The sequence below is a fragment of the Bartonella callosciuri genome (genome assembly GCF_014203215.1).
Lineage (GTDB): Bacteria > Pseudomonadota > Alphaproteobacteria > Rhizobiales > Rhizobiaceae > Bartonella > Bartonella callosciuri.
Window position 1 is genome coordinate 1 of record NZ_JACHIM010000014.1, and the last position, 2,389, is coordinate 2,389.

Consider the following 2,389-nt stretch of genomic DNA (forward strand, 5'->3'; position numbering starts at 1 on the left):
CCATAATGGCAGCAAGTGCCCATTGCACAGGGCCATTTCCAGCCAATAAGCCACCAAGACCTGAGAAAGACCCAATAATCGGTGCAAGAGCTTCTGCTTTGAGGAATCCTGTTGGCTCTCTCGTTTCCACGGTTTGGTAGTTAGAGGAAACATAAGACCCTTTTGCCCACAACCCTGTTTCTGCTGCACGTCGATGGACGAGACCTTGCAGACGTTTTCCACCCGCTTTTGTCCATTTCTGTAATTCAGCTGGAACCGCTTCATAGTCACCGTTATTAAGCTTTTTTAACAGTGTAGACTTGCAAAAGGCTTTAATCCCAACATTATAGCAAAACGACACCAAGGCTGCAAATTGTTCTTCTGTTAATGAAACAATAACGGCTTGTTCAACAGCATTTTCAAATTGTTGCAAGTCTTGACAAAGAAGTTCTTCTGCTTGCGGTTCAGTGATGGTCATGCCTTTGTGAACAAAAGGTTTTCCAGCACTGTTTGTATGTCCATAACCGATTGTCCATACACCGATGGCATCTTTATAGGCATTGAGACGCAAACCTTCCCATTGTTTGATCAGGGCTAGTCCTTCTGATGATATTTTTCGCATAAACTCCTCCATAAAAAAGCCCCACACAAGGCAGGGCAGATTGACAGATTAAAATGAACTTTCTCCTACCCTACAAGGGGCAAAACGAAGGATTTAAAGATTTTAAATCGGTTTTAAGGTTTTAAACAAACAGTCTTAACAACGGTCCTTGGTTGTTCTTAACAGTGCACGTTGTTTGCATGATAACGGCTTTTAACTTTTCTTTTCAGGAAGCGTATTCATAATACAATTGGTTGAGTTCTTAACTTTATGGCTCATTCTTCATTTGAGTTAAAAAAAGAATTCACTCTTTTTATTGCGAAAACGATATCTCTAAGCTTTCTTGAGGGATTCCTCCACTCAGACTCCTTGAGAGCTTCAGTTTTCCCTGAATTTTAAGAAGATTTTTCTTCCCCGTTTAAAGAATATGAATTGTTTAAAGAATATGAATTCCCAGCTTTCGCCAATCTTTAAACGATTGGTTTCTTTTGGCTTGTTGTTCCGCTGATGGTTTTAGTGATTCATTTCATAAGTTTTTCGGATAAGTTCCAAGCCTTGAAGAGCGCGTTAAAGTTCACACTTTTATGCTTTTGGTTGGCAAACTTTTATGCTTTTGGTTGGCGAAAAAGAGAAATTGATGCAAAAGACCAAAATCAGCTAGAGATGATCCTCATCTTTTTAAATGTATCAAAAACGCCCTACACTATCACTCTAAAGGATGACGCTTTATACTCTTACATGAGTTTCATATTGCTACTTTTTATGAAAGCTGTGTCTCGAAGCATTCTTAAAGGAATTCCCCTTAAAAGGTTCTTCAATGCACTCCTAAAGACAGAGGATAGGTAAAATCTTGATACAAAAACACTCTCCCCGCATATGTCATTAAATACGATTTTGCAGACACTGTCAATAGAAAAAGTGGGATCCTGTGTTTTTATTTTGACCAATGTGCTGGTTGGGTTACAAAACATGCTGTTTCAATGGGAAAAGATTTTTGCGGATGTGAAAAAGAACGACTTTTCTTTTATGAAGGAATAAGCCTTTTATGAAGGCGACAAACCGGCGCTACGTTCTCTTTGCCAACTTCCAATGTTGCTCTCTCTTGTAAGACTGTTCATAGGAGCGCACTTTAAGTCCTTTCTAAAACGATTTTATTCACACACCAACGCCACTTGTGATATGCAAGCGAGTGGTTTTGTTTGATTCATCATGAACAGATTTGAAGTGAAAGAATCTCATGGTTTTCGAGACTTTCATTCAATATACAAAATAATAAATTATTTTTGTAAATCAGTGGATTGTATCTTGAGGAAAGAGAAAGGCGGTTTTGCTTGTTTGAAAAAAGCTGGTTTTGCAAAGGAGAAACCATAAGGTTTGCTGCCGCTGTCAGCTCTTGGTGGGGGCCTTTCCGGCGTCGTAGTTTTCAGCGAAGTGGTCGCTTCTCGCCCCTGTCTTTGCTTTTGGGGAGAGCTTGGTGGGGGTGGTTACTGGACACTGTCTTTGCTCCAGGGGCGGTTTTGGTGCGGTGGTTGCTGGTTTATAAAAATCTCTGTATACAGAAGAGTTGAATGACAACTTAAGTCTCTTCCCATCTTGAGGAAAGAGAAAGGCGGTTTTGCTTGTTTGAAAAAAGCTGGTTTTGCAAAGGAGAAACCATAAGGTTTGCTGCCGCTGTCAGCTCTTGGTGGGGGCCTTTCCGGCGTCGTAGTTTTCAGCGAAGTGGTCGCTTCTCGCCCCTGTCTTTGCTTTTGGGGAGAGCTTGGTGGGGGTGGTTACTAGACACCGTCTTTGCTTTTGGGGAGAGCTTGG

At 41.0% G+C, this 2,389-nt stretch carries 1 protein-coding gene; it reads right to left on the minus strand.

Annotated features, from left to right (window positions below):
* A partial coding sequence (locus HNQ69_RS07165) for a lysozyme (RefSeq protein WP_183229353.1) occupies positions 1 to 601 on the minus strand: 601 nt, incomplete at its 3' end.
* Between the last annotated feature and the right edge of the window lie 1,788 nt (positions 602 to 2,389).